General features: G+C 43.2%; 28 protein-coding genes. 8 read left to right on the top strand and 20 right to left on the bottom strand.

All coding sequences use genetic code 11. The features are described from left to right. Window positions 1-32 precede the first annotated feature (32 nt). The 5 genes from DX073_RS00630 (at window position 33) to DX073_RS00610 (ending at window position 3,306) form a co-directional block, all read left to right on the top strand. A complete protein-coding gene (locus DX073_RS00630) occupies window positions 33-449 on the top strand; it encodes a DUF4377 domain-containing protein (protein WP_112742245.1) in 417 nt (138 codons plus the stop codon). A 172-nt stretch (window positions 450-621) separates the two neighbouring features. After that, window positions 622-1,467, top strand: coding sequence for a 16S rRNA (adenine(1518)-N(6)/adenine(1519)-N(6))-dimethyltransferase RsmA (gene rsmA / locus DX073_RS00625; protein ID WP_115004600.1), 846 nt, complete (start codon window positions 622-624; stop codon window positions 1,465-1,467). A 14-nt stretch (window positions 1,468-1,481) separates the two neighbouring features. After that, window positions 1,482-2,348 carry a symmetrical bis(5'-nucleosyl)-tetraphosphatase gene (locus DX073_RS00620; RefSeq protein WP_115004598.1) on the top strand — a complete coding sequence of 289 codons (867 nt, stop codon included), beginning with the start codon at window positions 1,482-1,484 and terminating at the stop codon, window positions 2,346-2,348. Beyond that, window positions 2,341-2,616, top strand: coding sequence for a LysM peptidoglycan-binding domain-containing protein (locus DX073_RS00615; RefSeq protein ID WP_115004596.1), 276 nt, complete (start codon window positions 2,341-2,343; stop codon window positions 2,614-2,616). Before DX073_RS00620 ends, DX073_RS00615 begins: the two co-directional genes overlap by 8 nt. Window positions 2,617-2,883: 267 nt before the next feature. Next, complete coding sequence (locus tag DX073_RS00610) at window positions 2,884-3,306, top strand: M23 family metallopeptidase (protein ID WP_147279657.1); 423 nt, start codon at window positions 2,884-2,886, stop codon at window positions 3,304-3,306. Window positions 3,307-4,114: 808 nt separating this feature from the next. Here the strand turns inward: DX073_RS00610 and DX073_RS14970 are convergent. The 7 genes from DX073_RS14970 to prmB form a co-directional block, all read right to left on the bottom strand. Next, window positions 4,115-4,270 (bottom strand): helix-turn-helix domain-containing protein, encoded by a 156-nt coding sequence (locus DX073_RS14970; RefSeq protein WP_181814336.1) that lies wholly within the window; start codon window positions 4,268-4,270, stop codon window positions 4,115-4,117. 159 nt (window positions 4,271-4,429) lie between these two features. Further along, window positions 4,430-4,555 carry a hypothetical protein gene (locus tag DX073_RS14605; RefSeq protein WP_258556837.1) on the bottom strand — a complete coding sequence of 42 codons (126 nt, stop codon included), beginning with the start codon at window positions 4,553-4,555 and terminating at the stop codon, window positions 4,430-4,432. A 156-nt stretch (window positions 4,556-4,711) separates the two neighbouring features. Then, a complete protein-coding gene (locus DX073_RS00600; RefSeq protein WP_115004590.1) occupies window positions 4,712-5,098 on the bottom strand; it encodes a hypothetical protein in 387 nt (128 codons plus the stop codon). Between the two features lie 20 nt (window positions 5,099-5,118). Next, window positions 5,119-5,586, bottom strand: coding sequence for a Cys-tRNA(Pro) deacylase (ybaK, locus tag DX073_RS00595; RefSeq protein ID WP_115004588.1), 468 nt, complete (start codon window positions 5,584-5,586; stop codon window positions 5,119-5,121). 395 nt (window positions 5,587-5,981) lie between these two features. Next, complete coding sequence (locus tag DX073_RS00585; RefSeq protein ID WP_115004584.1) at window positions 5,982-6,269, bottom strand: hypothetical protein; 288 nt, start codon at window positions 6,267-6,269, stop codon at window positions 5,982-5,984. A 147-nt stretch (window positions 6,270-6,416) separates the two neighbouring features. Further along, window positions 6,417-7,505 (bottom strand): chorismate synthase, encoded by a 1,089-nt coding sequence (gene aroC / locus DX073_RS00580; protein ID WP_115004582.1) that lies wholly within the window; start codon window positions 7,503-7,505, stop codon window positions 6,417-6,419. A gap of 1 nt (window position 7,506) precedes the next feature. After that, a complete protein-coding gene (prmB, locus tag DX073_RS00575; RefSeq protein WP_115004580.1) occupies window positions 7,507-8,631 on the bottom strand; it encodes a 50S ribosomal protein L3 N(5)-glutamine methyltransferase in 1,125 nt (374 codons plus the stop codon). Between the two features lie 253 nt (window positions 8,632-8,884). Here prmB and DX073_RS00570 point away from each other — a divergent pair, with 253 nt between their 5' ends. Together DX073_RS00570 and DX073_RS00565 are read left to right on the top strand one after the other, a co-directional pair. Then, window positions 8,885-10,042, top strand: a complete 1,158-nt coding sequence (locus tag DX073_RS00570) for a cupin domain-containing protein (protein ID WP_115004578.1) — start codon at window positions 8,885-8,887, stop codon at window positions 10,040-10,042. A gap of 132 nt (window positions 10,043-10,174) precedes the next feature. Then, window positions 10,175-11,545, top strand: a complete 1,371-nt coding sequence (locus DX073_RS00565) for an ABC1 kinase family protein (RefSeq protein WP_115004576.1) — start codon at window positions 10,175-10,177, stop codon at window positions 11,543-11,545. Window positions 11,546-11,559: 14 nt separating this feature from the next. Here DX073_RS00565 and DX073_RS00560 read toward each other — a convergent pair whose 3' ends face one another. From DX073_RS00560 to ypfJ, 3 genes are all read right to left on the bottom strand, one after another. Next, the gene (locus DX073_RS00560) at window positions 11,560-12,447 is read right to left on the bottom strand and encodes a LysR family transcriptional regulator (protein WP_258556836.1); all 888 of its coding nucleotides are present in this window, start codon (window positions 12,445-12,447) and stop codon (window positions 11,560-11,562) included. A gap of 960 nt (window positions 12,448-13,407) precedes the next feature. Further along, entirely contained in the window at window positions 13,408-14,235 is an 828-nt protein-coding gene (locus DX073_RS00555; protein WP_258556835.1) for a LysO family transporter, read from the bottom strand. A gap of 274 nt (window positions 14,236-14,509) precedes the next feature. Further along, window positions 14,510-15,409, bottom strand: coding sequence for a KPN_02809 family neutral zinc metallopeptidase (gene ypfJ / locus DX073_RS00550; protein WP_115004574.1), 900 nt, complete (start codon window positions 15,407-15,409; stop codon window positions 14,510-14,512). A 124-nt stretch (window positions 15,410-15,533) separates the two neighbouring features. On the opposite strand from ypfJ, the gene DX073_RS00545 reads away from it, so the two are divergent. Further along, window positions 15,534-16,211: an alpha/beta hydrolase gene (locus DX073_RS00545; RefSeq protein WP_115004572.1), complete on the top strand. Its 678-nt coding sequence runs from the start codon at window positions 15,534-15,536 to the stop codon at window positions 16,209-16,211. Between the two features lie 45 nt (window positions 16,212-16,256). Here DX073_RS00545 and DX073_RS00540 read toward each other — a convergent pair whose 3' ends face one another. From DX073_RS00540 to DX073_RS00495, 10 genes are all read right to left on the bottom strand, one after another. Further along, complete coding sequence (locus tag DX073_RS00540) at window positions 16,257-16,784, bottom strand: hypothetical protein (protein ID WP_115004570.1); 528 nt, start codon at window positions 16,782-16,784, stop codon at window positions 16,257-16,259. Window positions 16,785-16,903: 119 nt separating this feature from the next. Continuing rightward, on the bottom strand, window positions 16,904-18,313 hold the full coding sequence (gene glnA / locus DX073_RS00535) for a type I glutamate--ammonia ligase (protein ID WP_115004568.1): 1,410 nt from the start codon (window positions 18,311-18,313) through the stop codon (window positions 16,904-16,906). A gap of 163 nt (window positions 18,314-18,476) precedes the next feature. Next, on the bottom strand, window positions 18,477-18,782 hold the full coding sequence (locus tag DX073_RS00530) for a hypothetical protein (protein ID WP_115004566.1): 306 nt from the start codon (window positions 18,780-18,782) through the stop codon (window positions 18,477-18,479). Between the two features lie 21 nt (window positions 18,783-18,803). Continuing rightward, window positions 18,804-19,319 carry a hypothetical protein gene (locus DX073_RS00525; protein WP_115004564.1) on the bottom strand — a complete coding sequence of 172 codons (516 nt, stop codon included), beginning with the start codon at window positions 19,317-19,319 and terminating at the stop codon, window positions 18,804-18,806. A 304-nt stretch (window positions 19,320-19,623) separates the two neighbouring features. Beyond that, window positions 19,624-20,427: a glutathione-dependent disulfide-bond oxidoreductase gene (yghU, locus tag DX073_RS00520; RefSeq protein ID WP_258556875.1), complete on the bottom strand. Its 804-nt coding sequence runs from the start codon at window positions 20,425-20,427 to the stop codon at window positions 19,624-19,626. Between the two features lie 38 nt (window positions 20,428-20,465). Next, window positions 20,466-20,939, bottom strand: a complete 474-nt coding sequence (locus DX073_RS00515; RefSeq protein WP_115004560.1) for a hypothetical protein — start codon at window positions 20,937-20,939, stop codon at window positions 20,466-20,468. Window positions 20,940-20,948: 9 nt separating this feature from the next. Next, complete coding sequence (locus tag DX073_RS00510; RefSeq protein WP_115004557.1) at window positions 20,949-21,494, bottom strand: hypothetical protein; 546 nt, start codon at window positions 21,492-21,494, stop codon at window positions 20,949-20,951. Further along, window positions 21,487-22,158 carry a GDSL-type esterase/lipase family protein gene (locus tag DX073_RS00505; protein WP_258556834.1) on the bottom strand — a complete coding sequence of 224 codons (672 nt, stop codon included), beginning with the start codon at window positions 22,156-22,158 and terminating at the stop codon, window positions 21,487-21,489. Before DX073_RS00505 ends, DX073_RS00510 begins: the two co-directional genes overlap by 8 nt. Before the next feature lie 31 nt (window positions 22,159-22,189). Beyond that, complete coding sequence (locus DX073_RS00500; RefSeq protein WP_115004555.1) at window positions 22,190-22,942, bottom strand: hypothetical protein; 753 nt, start codon at window positions 22,940-22,942, stop codon at window positions 22,190-22,192. A 59-nt stretch (window positions 22,943-23,001) separates the two neighbouring features. Continuing rightward, window positions 23,002-24,654, bottom strand: coding sequence for a dihydrolipoyllysine-residue acetyltransferase (locus tag DX073_RS00495; protein WP_115004553.1), 1,653 nt, complete (start codon window positions 24,652-24,654; stop codon window positions 23,002-23,004). Between the last annotated feature and the right edge of the window lie 7 nt (window positions 24,655-24,661).

The following is a 24,661-nucleotide window of genomic DNA, read 5'->3' as shown; positions in this document are numbered from 1 at the left end:
CATCAACACCAAATTAAATTAAGGATACCCCCATGAAAAAAATCATCGCCCTATCATCAATCATTGCCTTGACCTTAACAGGCTGTGCCAGCACTCAATTAGATGACACCCGTGTCAAGACTGTAGAAGGCGAAGTGAAAGCTGTTAAAGTAGTTAACATCCCAAGCTTTGACATCGAAATCGCCCCACGCAAAGCCACTTGCCAGCTTACCGACACCGCAGGTAACGCCGTTGCTAGCGAATGCCTACAATACCGCCGTACCCACGAGCGTAACTATAACGTCCTAAGTGGTAACATTGAAGGTTTTAGCTTTGAAGAAGGTAACCGCTATGTGCTAAACATCAGCCAAACGGCAGTTGATGATGAAGCCTCAGGCAAAGTCGTTCCTGTATGGAAACTAAACAAAGTCATCTCAGTAAATCCTGAAATCATCAATCCTGTACAGTAATTATTTCTGACTGCAAAGACTTAAAGACTCTTTGTTCTTGTAAAGCCTTTCAAGTTAGTATAATCTACCCATTGGGCGAGCTTACCATCATGAAAATGACTGGTCAGTTCGTCCAATTTTTATTTTTTGGCAAAGAGTGTTATAATTGGCTAAATTTTAAGACAAACACACCATGACCATTCGCACGCCAAAAGAATTTAATCACGCCCCCAGAAAACGCTTTGGGCAGAACTTTTTACACGATACAGGCATTATCCGCCAAATCGTTGATAGTGTTCGCTTATCTCGCACCGATAACCTACTAGAAATCGGACCGGGGCTTGGGGCATTGACCGAGCCACTACTGGCAGAGGTGGACGGCATGACAGTCATCGAGCTTGACCGTGATTTGGCAAATGGTCTAAAAATCAATATTGGGGCGAACAGCCACCCTGATTTTACCATCATTAATGACAACGCCATGCATATTGACTATCATGAGCTTGCCAAGCAGGTGGGGCGTGGGGCGTTTCGTGTGGTGGGAAATTTGCCTTATAACATCTCCACGCCCATTTTATTTCGCTTGTTAGAATTTAGCAATGTCATCACCGACATGCACTTTATGCTTCAAAAAGAAGTCGTTGACCGTATCACTGCCGAGCCAAACACCAAGGCGTATGGGCGACTGTCGGTCATCATGCAGTATCATTGCACCGCTGATTATCTTTTGACCGTGCCAAATGGGGCGTTTAACCCACCACCAAAGGTAACATCTGCCGTGTTTCGCCTAACGCCTTTTAAGGTCAAACCCTTGCAAGCCCAAGATGAAAAACTCTTTGCCGATGTCGTGCGTGAAACTTTTAATCATAGACGCAAAACCTTGCGAGCGATTTTTAAAAGTGTGAGTATGCTACCAACTTTGGATGATGATGATTTTGCCAAAGCAGGCATCAATCCTCAAGCCCGTCCCGAGACGCTGAGTGTGGCGGATTTTGTACGACTGTCCGATGTCGCCTTTGAAAAATTGCAGAAAAATTGATATAATAAAATCATATGACAAACAATTTACAAAAAACTTATCGTCATGAATACGTCATTGGGGATTTACAAGGTTGTTTTGACGCCTTTAATCGACTGCTTGTTGCCCTAGATTTTGATGAAACCCAAGACAAACTCTGGCTGTGTGGCGACATCGTGGCTCGTGGGGAAAATTCCCTAGACACCCTAAGACAAGTCAAGCGTTTGTCCGATATTGGGGCATTGACCACCGTGCTTGGCAACCATGACATTACGCTGATTGCCACATGGCGGGGTGTTTTACCCATCAAGCCCAAAGACAACACCGCACCGATTTTTACCGCTCCTGACTGTGATGAGCTGTTAAACTGGCTACGTCATCAGCCATTTTTGGTATATCCCAACGACAAAACGGTATTGACCCATGCTGGCATACCACCCCATTGGAAGGTCAAAAATGCCAAAGGTTATGCCAACGAACTGGCACAAGCCTTTGGCGGTGATTTAGATGAGCTTGATAAGCTGTTGCCCAATTTATACAGCAAAGCCATCGAACCTTGGTCGGATAAGCTAACAGGTCATGCTCGCCTGCGACTAATTGCCAACTATCTGACACGCATGCGACTGTGTGACAAACATGGCACGCTTGAATTTTCATTCAAAGAAAGCCTTGGCAATACCATGCCTTTGGGTTATCGTCCTTGGTTTGATTGGAAAGTGGTACGCAAACGCAAGATTTTGTTCGGGCATTGGGCAGCTCTAGAAGCAAAAATTGCCACCGACCACGTTCGTGCGTTAGATGGGGGCTGTGTGTGGGGTGGCAAACTGGTGGCGTATCGCCTTATTGATGAACGCCTTATTACCGTAAATGGCATAGACGATAGGAGTAACAACCATGGCTAATCTGTCTTTTTTCACTACAAAAGGGGTGACACTGTCACATACTCGAATGGGTGTAGCCATTTTAACAGCGTTAATCCTGTCAGCGTGTGCCAACAAACCCACCTATCAGCCAAATAATAACACTCGCACCACGCCTGCTGGTGGCAACCATGCCAAACAAGGCGTGCCCCAGCGTTACCAAGTCCAACGTGGTGATACCGTCTCAAAAATCGCCGCTCGCTATGGTCTTAACTGGCGTGAAGTTAGTCGCATCGGTATTGTTAAATAAAGATAGATTTTAAGGTTTTCCGTTCGGACTGAGCTTGTCGAAGTCTAGGAAAACCGTTATGGTTCGACAAGCTCACCACGAACGGCTTTCTAGAAAAGTATACTCAATTAACAATACCGTCGCATCAATCGCCTAGACAGTAATCACACCATCCGTGTCGGGCAGTGGCTAACCCTATGGGGAACATCAAACCCCGCCCAAGCTGGCACAAGTACCAGTATCACACAAAGCCCCATACACTCAAATACCAATACAAACACAACCAAGGTGATTACCGTTAAAAACCCCATGGTCGGCAGTGTGGGCGTCATGCAATTTGAATACCCTGTCAGCAAAGATAATAAAGTTGTGCGTCACTTTGGTGAAATTAGCAACATCAACGGCATTAACACCAAGGCCGAAGGCATGTGGTTTATTGGCAAAAACAATGATCCGATTCGTGCCGCCCGTTCAGGGACGGTGGTACATGCTGACAATGCTAGTACAGGTGGCATTATTACTATCTCACACCCCGACGGCTTTGTCAGTAGCTACCTGCATGTCAAGGATGTCAGCGTTCGCAAAGGGCAAAAAATCGGTGTGGGCGACCCTATTGCCAAGATGAAACAGCAACAAAATGGGGCAACTTTACTAGAATTTCGTATTGCTAAAAATGGCGTCTACATTGACCCTGTGACGGTTTTAAAATAATTGGATACAACTAAAAACCCTGCCAAAAAGAAAACCATTCATGGCAATTTGTCTGTCCATAACGGCTTTCTTTAAACTTAGAGCCCCAAGAACCTGTTCACAATCAAAATATACTTGCAAGAAACTAAGAGTTATTTGCACTTTGTTTAAAATAAAACTCTAACCACTCATAAGAAGTAAAGGTTTAATGCCAAATCTTGCTTATTTAAAGCAATTGTTGGTGCTAGCTTGTAGTTTAAGTAGTTTAACTTGTACACCCAAGAAACTTTAAAATTACCACAAACACAATGATGTGTGGACGTAGGGGCGTGCTGAGCATGCCTTGCACGGTAATGTCATCAAAGGGTGTGCTCAGCACACCCCTACAAACCCGTGGTAAATATCAAGTTGGTTGGGTGTACCTTGCGATAAGACATGCCTTTGTCATTGATGGGTGCCAAAGCTTTTTTACGAAAGTCTAAGGAGTAGGTCATGGTATTTAAAGCTCTATTTGATGGGTGTTAGGGTATTGTAGCATATTTGGGGTTTGTGGGGTGTATGTTGGTCTATCCTTTATTGTGCAACTGACAATCTTGCCATGAAACAAGTCGATGATGGGGGGATAGGTAGAGTTTTTGGTAAGCTGTGCTGTTACTGCTGTTGTGATTTGACTTCACTGCCACCCTAAACTCTGTCACATCCGTTGTCCACTTCTGGTTGGGTTTGTCTGCGTTAAAGTCTCTTTGTAGGACATTGTCTTTAATCTTGTCTTACTCTTTACCTTGATAAGGTGAGTAAGCTTTGTACCTTTGCTGTCTGATTTTGGCTTTTAAGCCCATCTCTTGCATGAGTCGTTGGTACTCTTTTGTGTAATAACCATGCCTTTTTGACTAAGCTGATTGTTAAGCTGTAATGTGATTCTACGATAGCCATACCTGCCTTTGTGATGGTAGCAGATGCGCTTTATCTGTTCTTTTAAAGACAAGTTTTTTGTCTGGTTTTTTTGCTTTGACGAATGTGGCAATAAAACACACTTCTTGGCAAGCTTGACACTGCCAAGAAGTCGTTAAGTTTGTGCTTATGCCTTAATTCTTGAATCATCAGGACTTGTTTTTTGTTTGTACTGATTGTTCCTTTTGGCGAATTAAGGCATTTGGCTTTTTAGGTAGTCGTTCTCTGCACGCAAATAGGCAAGCTCATGAAGCAAATCATCCACACTTTTCTCGTAATCTTGTTTGGTTTTCCAAGTTGATTTGGTTTTGTTTGACATTGCTTTTTTGCCTTTGGGTATGAGTCTCATTGCACCAAAGGACTGGTAGCGTTTTAACCAGTTTAAAAGTGTTGTGTATTTTGCTATAGAAAGCACCCCAAAGGTTAGAGTGACGAGCTTTGGGTGGGGTTCACACGAGATTTGGATTTATATTTATCAAATACCGCCAGCAAACTCACTCACGCAGGCATTAATCGTCTTGCTTACCGCAGATGTGGCGATTTGCACACGAGCATTTTCATCAATGACAGCTTGACCCAGTTCGGTAAGGGTGACACTTTGTGGGGCTTTTTCGCTCACACAACCACATACTTTGTTTTCAAGAGCTGTTTTTTGTTCAGTAGTCATCAGCATGGTGATGGTTTTGTAGGCATTATAGCCATTGAGCTGGGTGCGACATTGGGTGTCCACAGCAGTTTTAAATACTGCCATACCGACATTAGTTGCGGTATTAATGGCGTTGCTTGTGCCATCCGTGCCTGTGGTGGCACAACCTGTTAGTAGGATAGCACCTGCCATCGCACTTAGGACTAATTTTTTCATAAAGCCTCTCTGATTAAAAATTACTCATCTATGATATCATAAAATTGTGCTGTTAAAACACCCGCTAACTCATCAGGGGCAATGCCAATATCCAGCCCACGTCTGCCACCACTCACATACATGTTATCAAGGGCTTGGGCGGACGAATGTATCACGGTTGTTAGGCGTTTTTTCTGCCCAATGGGACTAATCCCACCCACGATATAGCCCGTTAAGCGTTCAGCATCGACAGGGTTTGCCATTATGAGCTTTTTTACACCAACAGCTGTTGCCATTTTCTTTAAATTAAGCAGATGGCAAACAGGTAGTATCGCCACAAAATACGCCTTGCCATCCGTAACGAGCAAGGTTTTAAACACTTCATCAGGCGATAAACCTAACTTTTCGGACGCTTCCAACCCAAAATTGGTGTTATTTGGGTCATGGTCGTATTCATGAATACTGTGGGCGATTTTTTGCTTTTTTAATAGACGAATGGCAGGGGTCATTGATACTCCCAACGATAAAAACTAAGTCCAATTTGATAACACCAAAACATAAAAATCCAAAAATGCAATCATCACACAAAATACAATTTTTACAAATTTATTGATTTTATCAATATTTAAATAAAAAACACCACAAATCATAAAATAAATAACTGATAAAACACTATTAAAATTAAAAGAAAATAATTGTATAATCAGATTAAGTTTTGAAAATAAAACCACAAAAATAATATTGGTAATTTCACCAATCTTCCCAGAATGGTATGACATAAAAATAAAAATACCCAAAATTTGCATCAATAATGACAAACCATAATAAATGGCAAATTTCTTTATATGATTAACATTGAAGTAATTGTAAGGCATCGTTTTAAAATACCATTTCTAGCACCCAATTATAAAGGAGCATTTAGCACTTCGGTATGAAAAAACAATCCCAAAATTGCTGATAATAGCCCAAATATTATAAAAGAAACAATGGCTAAAATTACCGCCAGCCATTTCTTTTTATATAAAATAAAATAGCCCTTAAAATATACAGGTAAAGCAATAACCATCATCAATATCCAATAAATCATATCATCATAATTTTGCCATTTGAATACATCAACTCTGACATATAAAAAATCCATTATTAAGGCAAATAGGATTTGTAAAATAAGAGCAATGACGATAAATTTCATTATTTTCACTCAAAAATCAATCTTTAAGAGAATATTCTTTTAATTGATGCACCTTTTTTCTTATACTTTGATGAAAATCGCTATTGTCTCTATTGGTAAAAATTTGCGTTTTATATTGGATAACATAATCAGCCTTATGATTAAATTCTATTCAATCGGTTTCATTGGCTGAACCACATCAGAATTTTGCCCCCGATGGCGTAAATAGTGGTCAAGCAGGACAATGGCAAGCATCGCCTCGGCAATCGGTGTGGCTCGCACGCCCACACAAGGGTCATGGCGACCTTTGGTAATCACGTCTGTCGCCTCACCATCTAGGTTAATCGTCTTGCCTGCAGTGGTGATGCTGGCGGTGGGTTTTAGGGCAATGGCTACACGAATGGTCTGCCCGCTACTAATCCCACCCAAAATCCCACCTGCGTGATTGGCACAAAAGCCGTCAGGGGTCAGCTCGTCTCGGCTTTCATGCCCAAACTGCTCGGCAACCGCAAAGCCATCGCCAATCTCCACGCCTTTGACAGCATTGATAGACATCATCGCATGGGCAATGTCCGCATCTAGGCGGTCAAAAATCGGCTCGCCCAAACCCACAGGGACATTTTCAGCAAAAATCTCTAATTTCGCCCCACAGCTTGTACCTTGTTCACGCAAAGACGTAACCAAGGCTTCAAAGCGTGGTATAGCGTCAATATCCCCACAAAAAAATGGGTTTTGGTTTACAATATCCCAATCTAGTTTGTCTGTCTTTTCGGTGCCGATTTGGGTAACGTGTCCACGAATGATAACGCCCAAGCGTTCTTTTAGGTATTTTTTGGCAATCGCTCCTGCTGCCACACGCATGGCAGTCTCACGAGCAGACGAACGCCCACCGCCACGATAATCTCGAAAGCCATACTTCATCGTATAGGTATAATCGGCATGATTGGGGCGAAAAGTCGTGGCGATATTGCCATAATCTTTGGATTTTTGGTCGGTGTTGCGAATGAGTAGCCCAATCGGTGTGCCTGTGGTACGCCCCTCAAACACCCCAGAGATAATCTCCACCACGTCATCTTCTTTACGCTGAGTGGCGAATTTGGAAGTGCCGGGTTTACGGCGGTCAAGCTCAGCTTGCAAATCCGCCTCGCACAGTGCCAAATTGGGCGGTACACCGTCCACAATCGCCATAAGCCCCACGCCATGCGACTCGCCACAGGTGGTTACGGTAAAAAGTTGTCCTATTGTGTTGCCTGACATGTTACACTCCATTTACTCGCCCAACCTGTCTTTTAAACTCATCGCGATATTCCAAAAGTTCTTCGCAGGTAATGGCAAAAATCCCACTTCCGCCTTTTTGGAAGGTGAGCCAGTCAAATTGAATCTCAGGGTAGGATTGACGTAACGCCCATTCGCTGTCGCCCACTTCACACACCAATAGCCCGTCTTTTGTCAGATAATCAGGGGCGTGGTACAAAATCTGGTGTACCAAATCCAAACCATCTTGCCCTGCCGCCAAGGCGTGTTCTGGCTCGTGCAAAAACTCTGGCGGTAGCTCCGCCATGACCGCCGCATCCACATAAGGCGGATTGGTTACAATCAGCTCATACTGATTTTCGGCAGGGATTTTGGCAAACAAATCACTCTCAATCAGATTAACTTGATGAGACAGTTCATGGTGTTCTACGTTTGTCCATGCCACTTCCAAGGCATCTTTATCAATATCCGCCCCGTCCACGTTGGCATCAGGGAACGCCACCGCCAAAGCAATGGCGATACAACCCGACCCCGTGCATAAATCCAAAATACGCTCAGGCGGAGCCAGTTGCAACTCTTGTAAACCATGGGCAAAAAATTTGGTTTTGTTGGCATTATCCACGTCAAAATACGGATAGAAGTTTTGATTAATAAGCTCAGCAATGGGCGAGCGTGGAATAAGTACACGTTCGTCCACATAAAACGGCAAATTACAAAAATACGCTAAGTTAATGAGATACGACAAAGGCTTACGCTGAATAATCCGCTCAGCGAGCAAATCAAGCACCGCCTGCTTTTCGCTGTCAGTCAAACGACAATCCAAAATCTCAGGATTCGCCCCCCAATCTAGGTTTAACGTATGCAGGACAATGGCAGAGCTTTCGGCAAATTCATCGGTCGTCCCCTGTGCCACCACCACGCCATATTCACGCAGTTTGCTCACACAAAAACGGATAAAATCCCGAATGGTACGCAAGTTTCGTCCTGCTTCATCAAGCTGAATGTGTAGCTCATCAATTTGGGCAGGGCTTAATTTGCCATTTTCTAGCTCATCTAAATTGCCCAAGCCGTCAAATTCTTGCTCGGCATCATCGCTAAACTGGTCATCTAAATGGGTGTCTGACATGATATTCTCTTAATTGGATAAAATTGCCATTATAAAGAAAAATTGCCCATTTTTAAACCGCTTTTTAAATCGGTCATTAAATTTGTAGTAAAAATGGTTTTTTGGGGGAAAAATTGATAAAATAGAAAGTTTAAACTTTGTGTTAATTTGGTAAGGGCGAATCACATTCGCCCTAATGATTTTGGATAATTTCAAACATACCAATGATTAACAACATCACTTTTAAAGATAACAGATTTATCAAAAAGAGACACCCATGACCGACAAACTGCCCTTTTGCCTGCCTGCCGACATCACGCCCGAGATTTTTTTGGCAGAATATTGGCAAAAAAAGCCCTTACTTATCAAAAATGGTTTACCTGCCCTTGTGGGTATGTTTGAGCCGACAGACGTGCTTGATTTGGCGATAGAAGACGGTGTTTCGGCACGGCTCATCGCCCAAAAAGACGACAACCCAAAGGAGTGGACGCTCAAAAATTCGCCGCTGACCGAGCAAGATTTGCAAGACACGCCACGCCTGTGGACGGTGCTGGTGCAAAACTTAGAACAATGGTCGCCCGAGCTTGGCGAGCTGTGGCAAGCCTTTGATTTTATTCCAAAATGGCAACAAGACGACATCATGGTATCAATCGCTGGGGCAGGCGGTTCGGTGGGCGAACATTATGATGAATATGACGTGTTTTTGGCACAAGGCTATGGCTCTCGCCGTTGGACGCTGGGCAAAATGTGTGGTAGCGACACGCCATTTATTGAAGGTCAGCCCATTCGCCTGCTTGACGACATGGGGCAGATTATTTTTGATGAAATCCTAGAAGCAGGGGACGTGCTGTATGTACCGCCACGCCTTAGCCATTATGGGGTCGCTATGGACGACTGCTTGACATTTAGCTTTGGGTTTCGCCGTCCCAACATGGTGCAAATCCTAGACGAAGTGGCGGACGTTGCCACAGGCGAACACGCCCTATTCTCTCCGCTTATCCTGCCCCAAGCCTTGCAAGACAATGCTTATGAACTCACGGACGAGAGCATTTCTGCCATAAAAAATGAGCTTATCAATTTGCTAAATTCTGATAAAGGCAACGCCATTTTAACCCAAGCATTAAGCGAATTGGTTAGCAAACGTCAATATGATTTGGTTGCCTTTGATGACGAACTTACCCCTGATGAGCTAGCCGAGCGCTTACAAAATGGCGAATGCCTGATGATAAATCCTGCCTGCCGTTTCGTCCGACAAAACGATGAGTGGTATATCAATGGCGAATGTGTGTGTTTTAATGACAAAGAGCTGGCACTCATTAACCGCTTTACCAATCATGACGTGATTACGTTTGATGACTTATCTTGTGATTTGGATAACGACTTATTGGCAAGTTGTGCAAATTGGCTCAATGATAATTGGCTGATTTTGATTTAATTCATTTAAATGCCAAGCAATAAGCTTGGCATTTTCTACCGCCAACACCCAACCACGCCCTACCCCAAAAGAGCATAGCCAAAACCCCCGTTTTCTGCTATAATCCCCAATTTTAAATGATTTGATAGCTCAATGACCGACAAAAAGCCCCTAGATACCGTAAAAACATCCACATTCTCTCGCCAGTTAAGCATTGCCAAAACTTCCCTAAACATCGGCAAAAACTGGGCGAAAAGTGGCGTTACGGGGCTTTTTTTATCCAAAGAACAGCGGGAACTCCAAAAACACACGCTCATGCAAGAGCAGGCGGATTATTTGGTGGCAGAGCTTGGCAAATTAAAAGGGTCGGTCGTCAAAGTCGGACAAATGCTGGCGTTATATGGCGAGCATATGCTCCCCCGTGAAGTCGTCAATGCCCTGCACACCCTAGACGCTCAGACCGCCCCATTGGCGTGGCACATCATCTATCAGACGATACGGGCGGAGCTGGGCGAGCGAATTGATGATTTTGAGATTGAGCGGACACCCATTGGCACGGCAAGCCTTGCCCAAGTCCACAAAGCCACGCACAAATATTCAGGGCGAGAAGTCGTCCTAAAAGTCCAATACCCCAATGTCGCCCAAGCCATTGATTCGGATTTGTCGTTATTTAAGCATTTATTAAAAGTAACCAATGCCGTCCCCCAAACCAAAGCCCTAGATGACTGGTTTGGCGAGATTAGGCAGTTATTACATCGGGAAGTGGATTATGTCATGGAAGCAAACACCACCAAGCGATTTGCCGATTATCTCAAAGACGATGAGCGGTATATCGTACCGACCATTTATGATAATTATTCCACGCCCCGCCTGATTTGCATGAGCTATGAAGCGGGCATTCATTTAAATGACCCTGCCTTGCAATCATTAAATCAAACACGCCGTAATCACTTAGGGCAATCCGCCATTGACATTGTCATACGAGAGATTTTTGAATGGGGCGAGATGCAAACCGACCCCAATTTTGGCAATTATTTGGTCAGGCTTGATGATGTTACCGAACAAGACAAATTGGTACTCCTAGATTTTGGGGCGATTAAACAATTTGATGAGAAATTATTAACCATTGCCAAAAATCTACTCATCGCAGGTCATTATCAAGACAAAACGATGATGAAAAATGCGATGACTGGCTATGATTTTTTTGACAAACTAACTGGCAAACCCCAAGATGACGTGGCGGACGTACTACTCATGGCGTGTGAGCCATTTGCCGACAGCGATACCGTGGACAGCGAATATCTTGATGATGACAAATACATCTGGGCAAAGAGCGACCTATATCAGCGTGTCATGACCACCGCCAAATCAGGCATGCAGTCGCCAGAATTTAGCCTGCCACCCAAAGAGCTGATGTTCATCAGTCGCAAATTTATTGGGGCATATGCCCTGCTCTCGGCATTAGACAGTCGCACGGACGCTGATAGATTGGTAAAACGCCATGTCGCAAAAAACGCTCAATGATGAGCGTTTTATTTTTATTCAAGATTAGCAAAATGCTTTACCAAAATATCCAAACAACGTTGCACTTTGATGGGCTGAAATTCTTTATCGGGCAGTCTTGCCACCAATGCCAAGGGCGGTAGTTCATGCCCTGCCAGCACGTTTTTAAGCTCGTCACTTTGGATGAATGGCTTAGCGTCCAAGGCATTAACCTTGATGATTCCTTGGTGCAACATGGCAAGTTTTAGGGCAATTTTAGAGCTGTTGGTGGTAAGGCGACTTTTTATGGCGACCGTCTCGCCTGTGGCGAAGGTTATCGTGCGATTGCCGTCTAACAAAATAAAATCCTGCTCAGCCAAATCATCAATGCTGTGGATGGGTGCATGCCTCTCCAGATAGTCGCCCGATGCCAATAATAACTGTGGCACATAAGTCAGTAACACATCATTTTTATCATGTTCACTTACTTCTTTGGCATCGACAAAACCCACGCAGATGTCCACACGGTCATGAGTCATGTCAAGCTCTTCCCCACGCACCATAAAGTGTAGCGACAAAGATTCATTTTGCACCAACCAATCTGCCAAAGCAGGCATGAGATATTGGCAAGCCACCTGTGGCGTGGTCGCAATGGTTAGGTTACCCATGACGTCATCACGCAAACGGCTTGCCTGATGCCAACCCATCTCGGCTGCCGTTACCATTTTTAAGGCTGACTGGTAAAACAACTCGCCCACTTCGGTAAGACTAATTCTGCGTGTCGAGCGTTGCAATAACACCGCCCCAAGCTCGTTTTCCAATGAGCGAATCTGTTGGCTAACTGCACTTGTGGTAATATTTAGTTCTTTAGCGGCACCACTAAATGAACCATGCTTTACCACCGCCACAAAAATTGCCATCGCTCGCAAATTATCCAGCATCATACCTAGCCCCTTATTTACCCATACTGCGATTAACCACCTATTATCGTCATCTGCCTGACAAACATGCAAAACAAGGACAAACCCAATGTTTCATCAGACCCGTTAGCAACCTTTGCAAGCACCTGTTAATATTTGACTAATTACTTTTTAATAGGCAAATAATTAGCTGGCAAGCTGGCAAGCTGGCAAGCTGGCAAGCTGGCAAGCTGGCAAGCTGGCAAGTATTATAACAAATAATTTTTATAAGTCAAATATTTGGTATTGTTAAATAAAGATAGATTTTAAGGTTTTCCGTTCGGACTGAGCTTGTCGAAGTCTAGGAAAACCGTTATGGTTCGACAAGCTCACCACGAACGGCTTTCTAGAAAAGTATACTCAATTAACAATACCAAATATTTATCTAAAATAATATTATTTTTTATAAAAAAATTTTATTAATCATATTTATAAAAAAACAACAAAAAAACAATAAATAATCATAAAAATTTTAAAAATAATTTATAAAAAGAATAATAATATTTGTAGAATATAAATTCAAGTCATTGAAAATAAAAGAATTATTTTATTTTTCAAATAAAAATTATTTTAAGATTATTTTAAAATAGTAATTTTTTTGATAAAGAATATTTCTAGATCAATTCTTGAAAATGACATATAATAGCGAAATTGATTTTTGTCATTCTTATAAAAATTATCGGTATTGTTAAATAAAGATAGATTTTAAGGTTTTCCGTTCGGACTGAGCTTGTCGAAGTCTAGGAAAACCGTTATGGTTCGACAAGCTCACCACGAACGGCTTTCTAGAAAAGTATACTCAATTAACAATACCAAATTATCATATAAAAACAAATAAAAAGTAATTATTAGCTTATTTTATAAATTTCATCTATTTTATATTATAATTAGATAATTATTCTATTAATTTTATATTAATAATTTTTTAATAAACCTTAAAAATATCTAAGAAAAACTGGCAAAAAACACCATCAAAATAGGAGAGATAAGATTGGTAATAAAGCCAAAGCTGATGACTAGCGGAATGATAGAAGCCCCACCCGCCTGCGTGAGTGTTGGCAGAGTAAAGTCAAGGCTGGTCACACCCCCAAGCCCTATCGCTGCCGATGATGAATGTCGCATGACCCATGGGATAAAGATGAGTGCCAGCACTTCTCGCCCTAGGTCGTTTAGTAGTGCCACACTGCCCCACACCGCCCCATAAGCGTCCGTCATGATCGTGCCTGAGAGCGAATACCAACCAAAACCCGATGACAACGCCAAACCCTGAGCCACTGACACATCATCAAAAAGCAGGGCAAAAAGGACACCCGAGAGCAGTGTTACCCCCACAAAAATCAAGCTGATTTGCAAGCCCCGCTTATTTAGCAGTGCTTGTTTGAGACTGACACCTGAGCCTTTGAGTGAAATACCCACCAAAAACAACAGTAGCATGAGTAGCACCGTCGTGGTCTTCTCCGGTGGGTGCCATGTGGTAGGTAAAAACTGAGCGATAATAAAGCCCGTCGCCAGACATAGGATTTGGGTTAGACTGCCATGAATGCTGACATTGGGCTTGGCAGTCGGGCTTTGCTGTGAGCGATACTGACAAGGCGACATACGGTCAAAAACTACCAAAGCCATCAACCCTGAGCCGATGGTTAGCACCATAAGTACCGACAGATACAGGGCGATATTAGCAAGTTTATGCTGTAAATCATCAACCAGTCCTAGCTCCATGCCAATCACCACCAAGATGATGAACACCAGATAATTAAGCCCACGCTCCGCCAAATGCGTGCTTTTTTTTGCTGTTTGGTAGGGCAAAACCAACAAACATCGGGGTTAGGATAAGCAGAAGTGTGATGATACCTTGCATGGCGTGACGGCTGGTGAATGATTTTTGAACATCAGAGAGTGAGCGTAAGATTATAGCATTTTTTGATAAATAGACAAGATTTTGATTAAAATTTATTCAAAATGAATGATTTCTATTCAATGCAAGCCCAAACCCTTCAATCAAAAAGGACGGCGAAAACCGTCCTTGTGTATTTTACAAATCAATCGCTTAGAGCTGATTGGTACCAAAGGTATCGCAGGCTTGGATGTCGCCCGTCTCAAAGCCTCGATAGAACCAACGCTGACGCTGAGCACTCGTGCCATGAGTAAAACTGTCAGGCACCACATGTCCGTGCGATTTGTGTTGTAGATAGTCATCGCCAATCTTCTCGGCAGCGTCTAGGGCTTCTTCAATGTCGCCCTGTTGTAAAAAGCCGGTGCGTTCATGGTTTTTCTTTGCCCACATGCCTGCAAAGCAGTCGGCTTGCAACTCTTGGCGGACGGACAGCTCATTTGCCTGTCGCTCATTGCCTTGCATTTGGGCTTTTCGCACTTCTTGGGATATTCCAAGCAGTGTCTGAACGTGATGTCCTACTTCATGAGCGATGACATAGGCTTGGGCAAAGTCACCCACTTGGTCTTGGCGAGACAGCTCGGTACTGCCATGACGCTCACTGCCAATACCCATGTGCCGTCTCATGTCCACAAAAAACTGCGTGTCCAGATACACTTTTTGGTCGGCAGGACAATAAAAAGGACCGCTGGCAGATGTCGCCGCCCCACACGCTGACTTAACCGAACCTGTAAACATCACCAATTTTGGTGGCTGATAAGTACCACCGAGTTTTGTAAAAATGGGTGTCCATACGTCTTCGGTATCGGCAAGCACAGTCGCCACGAACTCACGACTTTCGGCTTGGTCGGCAGTCTCATTGGCAGGGGCGGATTGCTGTTGAGTCGCTTGCCCTATCTGCTGAGTGACCCCTAGCGTGGTCTCGGGACTAACCCCAAATACTTTCCACAGGACAAGGGCAAGGATGATACTGCCAATACTTAGCCCGCCTGCCTTTACGCCACCGCCACGGCGGTCTTCGATATTATTACTCTGTCTGCGACCACGCCACTGCATAGCTCACCTATTATCGTAAAAAATTAGCCTATTATAAGGCAAAATTGCAAAAAATCTGTAAGAATTTTTAAAAATTATGTATAATTAGCGTGTATTGAACATTGAGCCTTGCTTAGGAGCTGACATGGTCTCGTTACTTCCTTTTGAAACAGTCATTCATAACCCCAAAGACAAACCCATCGAACACGCCGTGATATGGCTTCATGGCTTGGGGGCGAACGGTCATGATTTCGTGCCTGTCGTACCTGAGCTTAGACTCTCTGATGAGCTTGGTGTGCGATTCATTTTTCCGCACGCCCCATCCATCCCTGTGACCGTCAATGGCGGTTATGTCATGCCTGCATGGTATGACATCTTGGAGATGAGCCTAGATAGAAAGGTAGATACCGCCCAAATCAAGGCATCTAGCGAGCGCATTAATGACTTGATTGATGAACAAGTGCATCTCGGCATACCCAGTCAGAACATCATCATCGCAGGGTTTTCCCAAGGTGGTGCCGTTGCTTATCACAACGCCCTGACCAACAGCCGACCATTGGCAGGACTGCTTGCCTTATCCACTTATCTTGCCACCGAGCAGGAGATTGGCGAGCTTGGCACTAATGCGTCCCTACCTGTTAAAATCGACCATGGCGATTACGATGATGTCGTGCCGTCGGTGCTTGGGGTCAAGGCAATCGAAAAACTCACCACTTTGGGTCTGTCGCCTGAATTTAAACGCTACGGCATGGCTCATCAAGTATGCATGGAGCAGATTAAAGACATTGGCAAATGGATGAATAAGGTGTTTGATAAAAGCTAAATAACAAAACCCTGTTTACACAGGGCTTTTATTTATAAACAGGACTTATTTATTTGGTTTATTTGGCAAATCTCTAATCTCCCATGTCGGCGTGGATTCATAGACCTTTGGCGGGGCTTGAACTTTAGGGTTTAGACCCACCGCAATCTTATGCCAAATTGACGAATTGTCATACGCTTCTCGCTCGGCAATGGCGGCTCTCTTTTTGCGTTGGATTTGGTTGTTTTGAATGACGTAGACCGTGCGAGTATCGCTCGCCACCGTTTGGGCATTTTTATCCATCACAATGGCTTCTAGCGTGTACTCGCCTGCCACCAAATCAATGGTTGGCACGCTGGCGGTTAGCCCATCACCCACCACTTTGCCATTTAATAGCACCGCTGTGGTATAGCCCATCTCCAATGTTGGCGACACAGTAGCCTGCACATCAATGCTCTGGGCAGGGCGATGATAGGCACGGTCTTCGGCAGGCTCGGTGATTTGGATGTGATAAGCAAAGCTCAATGTCGGCAGGATAGATAATGCCACGCACATCGCTGATTTGAAAAAGGTTGATTTTGAAAAATAAGTCATCTAAGTTCCAATGCTACAAATAATCTTATTGTACCCAAAAATCAGCAAAAATGCACGCAAAACAAAACGGCATAAACCCAAATTCATGCCGTCTGTCTTTTTAGGGCGTACCCTAACGATTAGCAACGATAATACATATCAAATTCTAAGGGGTGTACCGCTTCATTAATACGCTGTACTTCTTTCATTTTTAGAGCGATATAGTCGTTAATCATCTCTTTGGTAAAGACCCCACCTTTTAACAAAAAGTCATGGTCATCACGCAGGGCATTTAGTGCCACTTCTAGATTTTCTGCCACCGTTGGGATAAGCATTTCTTCTTCTGGGGGCAAATCATACAAGTTCTTATCAGACGCTTCACCAGGGTCAATTTTATTTTCAATGCCGTCAAGCCCTGCCATAAGTAGTGCCGAAAACGCCAAATAAGGGTTGGCTGATGGGTCAGGGAAACGCACTTCCACACGCACCGCCTTGGGGCTATTGACATGCGGAATGCGAATACTGGCAGAACGGTTGGACGCCGAGTACGCCAGTTTAATCGGTGCCTCAAAGTGCGGTACAAGGCGTTTGTAGCTGTTGGTGCTCGGATTGGTAATGGCGTTCAAGGCACGAGCGTGCTTGATGACCCCACCAATAAAGTACAAAGCAGTCTTAGACAGTCCTGCGTACTCATCGCCAGAGAACGTGTTTACACCGTCTTTTGAGATAGACATATTCACATGCATGCCCGAGCCATTGTCTCCAACTAAGGGTTTGGGCATAAAAGTGGCGGTTTTACCAAATTGACTGGCAACATTTTGTACGATGTATTTAAACTGCTGTACTTCGTCCGCTTTTTTAACGAGCGTATTAAATGAGATACCGATTTCTAGCTGACTGCTCGCCACTTCATGATGATGTACTTCAATACGACCTTCGCCCATGACTTCATCGATGCGGTCGCACATCACCGCACGCATGTCATGATAATGGTCAATGGGCGGTACGACGGCATACGCCCCTTTGACAGCAGGACGCTGACCGCTATTGCCCCACGCATAGTTTTTGTTGGTACTCCATGCCGCCGCTTCAGAAATGACGGTGTGTCTAGCCCCTGACATATCAATATCCCATTTGACTTCATCAAAGACAAAAAATTCAGGCTCTGGCCCTATCAAGGCTTTATCGCCCAGACCTGTTGATTTTAGGTACACTTCGGCACGCTTGGCGATAGAGCGTGGGTCTTTGGCATAGCCTTGCATGGTGTCAGGCTCGATGATGTCGCACGCCACCACCACCGTTGGCACTTCAAAAAATGGGTCAAGATAGGCGGTATCAGCATCAGGCAATAATATCATGTCCGAGCTTTCCACGCCTTTCCACCCTGCCACGCTTGACGCGTCAAACATCTTACCGTCTTCTAGGGTGTCTTCGTCCACGCTATATGCAGGAAAGGTTAGGTGCATTTCTTTGCCATGTGTGTCGGTAAAACGAAAATCCACCCATTTCGCCCCTGATGATTCAATCAAGTCAAGTAACTTATTCGCCATGCTCGCTCCAAATTTGTAACTTAGTTAATCGGTTAAACTGCTATAATTTACCACCGCTTTGGCTTTTATGCAAATGGTATTTTATGATAAATTTGCGTTTATTCATGAAAAATTATCAGCACCACTTTTAGTCTAAGAAAACAAATATACCCCAAAACCAACATTAATCAGGCAAATTCATCTGCGACTGGTCGGGATTTAACCCAAAATAAAACACAAACGTCGCCACCATGCTATTTGCCAAAATAAATGCCAAATCCAAGCTCTCATGCCCCATCACAAACCGACCAAGCATTGCCGATACTGCAAGCATTATCACAAAACACGCCAATAATAGCTGTATCATGGTCGGATGTGTGAGTGTGTAATTTGTGCCTGCTTTGCGTTTGGGATTTAGGATTTTTAAATTTATCATAAATCCGATGACATATACCGCACTACCTAATATCAAATAACCAAGAAAACCCATCTTTATTTACCTTAATTTACCTTATCCACCCAAACGTTTACAGTGAGCCGTTTTTTGTTTTATCTCGCCATAATTAATCGCCCCCAGCTCATAACTAAAATTATCTTTATCAATCACCGTTACCGCTTGTATTATTGGGCTATTTTCTCTAAACATCTCTGTAAATAAAGCCTGCATTTCTGGCTCCTTCTCATATTCTCGTTGTTTTGATATGGCATTATAAATCATCACATGATTAATATTCCCCACATTTACTGTCAAATGCTTACCATCAAAATCCCAATTATCTTGCGTACTCATAAAGACGGATTGAATATCTACCCCTTGATAAATCTGCCGAGTTTCGCCATAACCCACCGAACGCCCATCAGCAAAGAAATGGTGCATATTTTGACTTTTGGTAACATTGCCGTCCACTTGCTCTATCAATAAATCACATTGCCAAACCCCAACCAAATCATCTTTATTAAAAGTAGTATTGGCATAAGTCGTGGTTGCCATGAGACTTATGATACTGGCGATAAATAATTTTTGCATGGTTAATATTTATTCCTATGTTTTTAATATTATAATCACTTAACTTCAAAATACACCAATGACAGTAAGGTGCGTATCACGCACCAATAAGATTTTCCATTTAAAAGGTGCGTGGTACGCACCTTGCCATACAACAAATAAATTTTTAAAATTAGCATTGGTGCAAATTGGGGTTAATTGACTATAAAATAACTAATATAAATTAAGCGATAATTTTTAATTTGATATAGGGCAAATTAATTCGCCCCATCTCAAAAACAATTAACCAATAATTAATCAATCTTTTAAATTGACATTGGCTTTATTATACCAACGGCAACAATTCCAACTTCTCGCCCTGCTCTACCGCCTTGCGATTTTTTATGGTATTCGCCCAGCGTATGACGTTTTGGTATTCGTGTACACTCAAAAATTCAGACGCGTTATATTTGGCATAGTCATTCTCGCCAATGTACAAATTGCCTAACACCAACGCCCCATACCACGGATAAATCGCCATGTCAGCAATGCTGTACTCGCCTGCCATGTAGTCATGCTCCATCAGATGTTTGTCTAGCACATCAAGCTGGCGTTTGGTTTCCATCGCATAGCGGTTAATGGCGTACTCAATCGGCTCGGGAGCATAGGCATAAAAATGCCCAAAACCACCACCGACAAAGGGAGCTGACCCCATTTGCCACATGAGCCACGACAGCATTTGGGCGTGGTCGGTCGGATTTTTTGGTAGAAATTTGTCATACTTTTGGGCAAGATACAGCAATATCGCCCCACTTTCAAACACCGATATGGGCGTGTCGGTGCTATAATCTACGAGTGCAGGGATTTTTGAATTGGGATTAATTTCCACAAAGCCTGTGCCAAACTGCTCGCCATTCATGATATTGATTTTAAAAGCGTCATAGTCAAGTAGCCCCAACGCCTTTAACTCTTCTAAAATGATATTAACCTTAATGCCGTTGGGCGTGTTTAGGCTGTATAACTGATAAGGCTTATCGCCTTTTGGCAAGGTTTGTTCGTGCCTTGCCCCTGCACTAGGTCGGTTGATACCGCCAAATTTTCCGCCCATGTCATTAGGCGTCCAAACTTTTGGGGGTGTGTAGCTCATAATAACTCCAAATTAATATTTAAATAATACATCAAACCAACTTATTTTAAGCGTTGGCAATGCCCTTCAAAACCATCTTCAAAATAATAACGGTGTTTATCTTTACCATCAAATTCAAGATAATGCCAATTATTTTCTTCAAAACTTTGAATCATCAATGCCCTACCTTCTGCATTTACTTCATCGTCAAATTTATAAAAATCACCATCAGGCAAAATAAAATAAGATTGATAATAAGTAATGTCTGGATTACTCATCAATAGCTTATTATCTTTGAATTGCCATTGATAATTCATGATACCAAATTCCAATTCAGGCAAATTATCTGCTTTTTCTTTGGTTTCTATAAACTCCGTTGCCGTACCATCGGCATGATAACGCATGAGTGTTTTTACCGAATGATATTCACTATCTGCCACGCAATGCCAATCACCTACCACATCAGGGGCGGATATATTGCTATTTGCTAAGGCTGTCATGGGTAATATCATCGCCCATAAAAGAGATTTTTGCATGATTATTCCTTATAAAATAAAACCAAATAAACCTTGTTTATGACACGTGGTAAATATCTGACTGCCCACATCATTCATGATAAAAGATTTTTTATTGATAAAATGAATATCAAACGTTCTTTTGTTAATGTCATTATTCATCATATCCTGCACCATTGGCAAGGATTTTTGTAGGGCGATATTTGCCTGCTCCAAATCATCTTTATTGGCATTTGGCATTCTGACAGCATAATTATGAAATTGATGATTGCCATAATGCAGGGTCTCTTGTGCCAATGTCCATGACGATTTGGCAGTGGCGGATTCGATTTGATAGGCATAATCGCTGGGCTGTCCATAATAAATGCGAATATGCTCGTGCATGGTGTGATTTTTAAAAAATTGCAACTGACTTTCTTGTTTGATGAGCGGATTGGCGTGTTTGATGTGGCATTGCCATTTGCCAATCAGGGCTTTATCGCCATCGGCATGGGGACTATATGACGGATTGGCAAGACCCATTATCGGCAGTATCATGCACAGGCTTAGACTGGCACTCATCATACGTTTAGACATAGCCAATTTCCTTTAAAAACTGATATAACTCATCGGCAAATTTGGTGTACCCTGCCCCATTGGCGTGGATTTGGTCGGATTTTAGTTTGTCGTCCGATAAGATAGTTGACCATACTTTTTCAAGTAACGGCACGCCCATCTCGCTCGCTACGTCTTTATACACAGGGTTATCGCTTGCCTTGCCAAACAAGGCACTGGCGGACAAATGTGGCTCAGCAATCAGCACCACAGGGATATTTTTGTCTTGCAATGCCTTGATAATGCTTACCAAATTAGTACGGGTTTCGCTGGCATTTACTCGTCTTAGTACGTCATTACCACCAATGCCTAGTAGCACCAATTTGGGATTTTCGCTAATCACACTGTCCATACGGTTAAGTACGTCTTTGGTCGTATCGCCATTAACGCCCATATTGATGATGTTCCAGCCTGTTTTTTGAGCAAGGATAACGGGATAGCTTTGGGATTTGTCCGCCCCATAGCCAAAGGTCAAGCTGTCGCCCAATGCCACAACCTTTGCCCCGCTTGGCATGGCGGTGTATTTGGGTGTGTCGCTACACCCAATGGCAAAGGCAATGGGCAGGACGAGGAGTGATTTTAATAGGCTACGGCGGTTTGGCATGGTTTTAATGTGGTTTTTCAGAATGGTAAAATAGTATACCATATATTGCATTATTAAAGATAGAAATCATGGCTTATTTGATGTATAAATATACCATCAAGCAAAATAGAGAAGCATAAAAAATAAAAAATCCCAACCTTCTATTTTCCATTCTCACTTTTTCTATTTCTGTTTTTATAAATCTGTTATTTTTTCTTAAATTATTAATTTCATCTTTCAATTCTAATTCTTCTTCGTTTTTTTCTTTAATAAATTTCTGAATATCCTCATGTTCAACAATATTATCACGCCAAGTCTCTCTTAGAATCAAATCATCAAGAGTGGCTTTGCCAATACAATCATTATTATGTATATTTTTCGTGATTTTTATACCCATATTTTCGTATAATTTATTTCTTCTGATGCCATTTTCACCCTTGCCATCAGATTCTATCAGACGAATATCTTTCATTAAAAATTGTTCTTCATTGGGTAGATTAAAACTCTTTAACCAGCTAACGATTTTGTACATAAAGTATGTACCTATTCTATGTGACGGCTTTTGTCCTATCAAGTCTAATCTAATATCTCCATTACCATCTTTACTCTTTGAGCTGATGGAAAACTTTCTATCAACAAAGTCAATACTTGCTTGAAATGGGCTGGTAAATCTACTATAACCGCCTATCTCAAATTCAATGTATGCAATATTTTTAAAATCAGTTTTTTCACTCGTTTCAATTATTTTAACAGCCAATCTATCAATTAACCCATTTATTCTTTCGGTGTCATTAGGTTGATAAATATCCAATACAAAAAAATTTTCTTTTATAATCTTTTCGTTCATAGTAGCTCCAAAAAAGGCGATGATAAACACCGCCTTTTATTATACAAAATTTCACTTTATTAAAGCAAAATCTTTCTTGGGTCAGCCAACAGCTTAGCAATATAGCGAGTAAACACCGCCGCATCCGCTCCGTTAATCGTACGGTGGTCATACGATAGAGATAGCGGTAGCATAAGACGTGGTTCAAACTCTTTGCCGTTCCAACGTGGCTGATAGGTGGATTCAGAAATCCCCAAAATCGCCACTTGTGGGTGATTGACAAGCGGTGTGAAGTAAGTACCACCCATGTTGCCTTGGCTTGAAATGGTGAATGACGCACCTTGCAAGTCTTTGGCGGACAGTTTCTTATCACGGGCTTTTTTAGCAAGCTCGCCAATCTCAATGGCAAGCTGGCGAATGCCTTTGGCTTGGGCATCACGAATCACAGGCACAATCAAGCCGTCATCGGTCGCCACCGCAATACCCATGTTTACCGATTTACGGATAATCATTTGGGTGTTGTCATCCGACACGTGGCTGTTGAATTTGAGGTGCTGAGTCAAAGCGTACGCAACCGCCTTAACGATAAACGCCAAAATGGTAAGGCTCACGCCTTGTGCCTTAAACTCGGCTTTTAGCTCGTTACGCATGGCTTCGGTGTCGGTAATGTCCGCCAAATCAAACTGCGTAACCTGTGGCAGTAGCGTGTTTAGGTTAAGCTGTGGGATAGAGACTTTTTGTAGGCGGGATAGGTCTTGAACTTCAATCTCACCCCAAATCTCTTTGTTACTCATGTCGGGCAGTGGTGGCAGGCTAATCGCTGAACCGCTTGCCACGTTGGCGACAGGCTTGGTGCTGGCACTACTGATGACCGACTTGACATAACCAAACAAGTCTTCTTTTAGGATACGACCGTGTGGGGCAGTTCCCTTGACAAGGCTAATATCCACGCCCAATTCACGAGCCAGCTTACGCACGGCAGGCCCTGCGTGAGCATCTTTGGCACGAGCATTGACTTCTGCTTCTGGCAGTTTGGCACCGCTTGCAGGAACGGTTTGGGCAGGGGCTTGGGCTTTTGGTGCTTCTGCCTTAGGCACATCAGCTTTGACTTCTGCTTTGGGTTCGCTTGGGGCAGACGTTTGAGCAGGGGCAGAACCACCTTTAATGGTAATAAAGGCTTGACCGTTGGTTACGGTGTCGCCAGCATTTACCAAAATCGCCTCTACCACACCGTCAAGCGGAGCAGGCACTTCCACAGACGCTTTGTCAGACTCGACAAGGAGCAAGGATTGACCTTCGGTAACGCTATCGCCAACCTTAACAAGCACTTCGGCAACTTCAGCACTATCCACGCCCAAATCAGGTAGGTTATGGGTTTGGCTTGCACCGCCCGAGACCGCACTTGGCGCTGATTCGGATTTTGACTCTTCGGCTGTTGGAGCTTGTGGCTCTTCTTTTGGTTCTTGTGGGACTTCTTGAGTTTCTGCTTTTGAAGTGGAGTCAGATTGACCTGCTTCTACCTCAAAAAGGACTGTACCCTCAGAGATACTGTCGCCAACTTTTACCAAAACGGAGGTTACGGTACCGCCCACAGGGGACGGCACTTCTACGGACGCTTTGTCAGATTCTGCCAAAATTAGGCTGTCATTTTCAGAAATAACATCGCCAACTTTTACCAAAATTTCTGCCACTTCGGCACTGTCTACACCCAAATCGGGGGCTTTAATTTGCATGATTTGT

It is taken from the genome of Moraxella lacunata, from assembly GCF_900453205.1.
Taxonomy (GTDB): domain Bacteria; phylum Pseudomonadota; class Gammaproteobacteria; order Pseudomonadales; family Moraxellaceae; genus Moraxella; species Moraxella lacunata_B.
This window is presented reverse-complemented; position numbering and strand designations above follow the sequence as displayed.

What these genes read in the sequence shown, in the direction of transcription:
- DX073_RS00630 (WP_112742245.1), top strand. Translation starts at nt 33, where the DNA reads ATGAAAAAAATCATCGCCCTATCATCAATCATTGCCTTGACCTTAACA.
- rsmA (WP_115004600.1), top strand. Translation starts at nt 622, where the DNA reads ATGACCATTCGCACGCCAAAAGAATTTAATCACGCCCCCAGAAAACGC.
- DX073_RS00620 (WP_115004598.1), top strand. Translation starts at nt 1,482, where the DNA reads ATGACAAACAATTTACAAAAAACTTATCGTCATGAATACGTCATTGGG.
- DX073_RS00615 (WP_115004596.1), top strand. Translation starts at nt 2,341, where the DNA reads ATGGCTAATCTGTCTTTTTTCACTACAAAAGGGGTGACACTGTCACAT.
- DX073_RS14605 (WP_258556837.1), bottom strand. Translation starts at nt 4,555, where the DNA reads ATGTCAAACAAAACCAAATCAACTTGGAAAACCAAACAAGATTACGAG.
- DX073_RS00600 (WP_115004590.1), bottom strand. Translation starts at nt 5,098, where the DNA reads ATGAAAAAATTAGTCCTAAGTGCGATGGCAGGTGCTATCCTACTAACA.
- ybaK (WP_115004588.1), bottom strand. Translation starts at nt 5,586, where the DNA reads ATGACCCCTGCCATTCGTCTATTAAAAAAGCAAAAAATCGCCCACAGT.
- DX073_RS00585 (WP_115004584.1), bottom strand. Translation starts at nt 6,269, where the DNA reads ATGAAATTTATCGTCATTGCTCTTATTTTACAAATCCTATTTGCCTTA.
- aroC (WP_115004582.1), bottom strand. Translation starts at nt 7,505, where the DNA reads ATGTCAGGCAACACAATAGGACAACTTTTTACCGTAACCACCTGTGGC.
- DX073_RS00570 (WP_115004578.1), top strand. Translation starts at nt 8,885, where the DNA reads ATGACCGACAAACTGCCCTTTTGCCTGCCTGCCGACATCACGCCCGAG.
- DX073_RS00565 (WP_115004576.1), top strand. Translation starts at nt 10,175, where the DNA reads ATGACCGACAAAAAGCCCCTAGATACCGTAAAAACATCCACATTCTCT.
- DX073_RS00560 (WP_258556836.1), bottom strand. Translation starts at nt 12,447, where the DNA reads ATGATGCTGGATAATTTGCGAGCGATGGCAATTTTTGTGGCGGTGGTA.
- ypfJ (WP_115004574.1), bottom strand. Translation starts at nt 15,409, where the DNA reads ATGCAGTGGCGTGGTCGCAGACAGAGTAATAATATCGAAGACCGCCGT.
- DX073_RS00545 (WP_115004572.1), top strand. Translation starts at nt 15,534, where the DNA reads ATGGTCTCGTTACTTCCTTTTGAAACAGTCATTCATAACCCCAAAGAC.
- DX073_RS00540 (WP_115004570.1), bottom strand. Translation starts at nt 16,784, where the DNA reads ATGACTTATTTTTCAAAATCAACCTTTTTCAAATCAGCGATGTGCGTG.
- glnA (WP_115004568.1), bottom strand. Translation starts at nt 18,313, where the DNA reads ATGGCGAATAAGTTACTTGACTTGATTGAATCATCAGGGGCGAAATGG.
- DX073_RS00530 (WP_115004566.1), bottom strand. Translation starts at nt 18,782, where the DNA reads ATGGGTTTTCTTGGTTATTTGATATTAGGTAGTGCGGTATATGTCATC.
- DX073_RS00525 (WP_115004564.1), bottom strand. Translation starts at nt 19,319, where the DNA reads ATGCAAAAATTATTTATCGCCAGTATCATAAGTCTCATGGCAACCACG.
- DX073_RS00515 (WP_115004560.1), bottom strand. Translation starts at nt 20,939, where the DNA reads ATGCAAAAATCTCTTTTATGGGCGATGATATTACCCATGACAGCCTTA.
- DX073_RS00510 (WP_115004557.1), bottom strand. Translation starts at nt 21,494, where the DNA reads ATGTCTAAACGTATGATGAGTGCCAGTCTAAGCCTGTGCATGATACTG.
- DX073_RS00505 (WP_258556834.1), bottom strand. Translation starts at nt 22,158, where the DNA reads ATGGTATACTATTTTACCATTCTGAAAAACCACATTAAAACCATGCCA.
- DX073_RS00500 (WP_115004555.1), bottom strand. Translation starts at nt 22,942, where the DNA reads ATGAACGAAAAGATTATAAAAGAAAATTTTTTTGTATTGGATATTTAT.
- DX073_RS00495 (WP_115004553.1), bottom strand. Translation starts at nt 24,654, where the DNA reads ATGCAAATTAAAGCCCCCGATTTGGGTGTAGACAGTGCCGAAGTGGCA.